Genomic DNA, 440 nt, shown 5'->3' with positions numbered 1-440 from the left:
ACGGTGTATTGACCAGGCGGTGCATTCTCAATTTTTGCTTTACCGCTGTCGTCTAAGTAACCGGTCAACTCTGTGCCGTTTGCAAATCGAATGGTATAAGGTGCGCCCATAATTGGGCTGCCATCTTGATAAGTATAAGACAACTCAATGGTACTGCTCATCATGGTGGCAATGCCATCGGCGGCAAGTGAGAGTCGAGCATTCTCAGAGAGCGCTTGAATTTGCGGTACACTCGGCATCGTGGCGCTTTGTTTGCCGCCAATATCTTGCTCCATGCTACCGTCAAACACGGTCATGGCTTTGCCTTTTAAGGTCAGTAACTTGTCTGCAAAGATGTTGACGTTACCACTTGAGTCAATGCTGATTTCACTGCCACCATTGGCAAGGGTGAGGTTGCCAGAGCCACTGCCTTTAATCGTGATATTGCCTTGGCTTTGAAT

The 440-nt window shown here is 48.2% G+C and carries 1 pseudogene; it reads right to left on the bottom strand.

Going from position 1 to position 440, the window contains the following annotated elements:
* Positions 1-440 (bottom strand): annotated as a pseudogene (locus DS891_RS24365) (hypothetical protein); the annotation flags it as partial.

Origin of the sequence: Pseudoalteromonas sp. JC28 (assembly GCF_013319255.1) — a bacterium.
GTDB lineage: Bacteria > Pseudomonadota > Gammaproteobacteria > Enterobacterales > Alteromonadaceae > Pseudoalteromonas.
The sequence above is the reverse complement of the archived record's forward strand: the minus strand, read 5'-3'. Positions and strand labels throughout refer to the sequence as shown.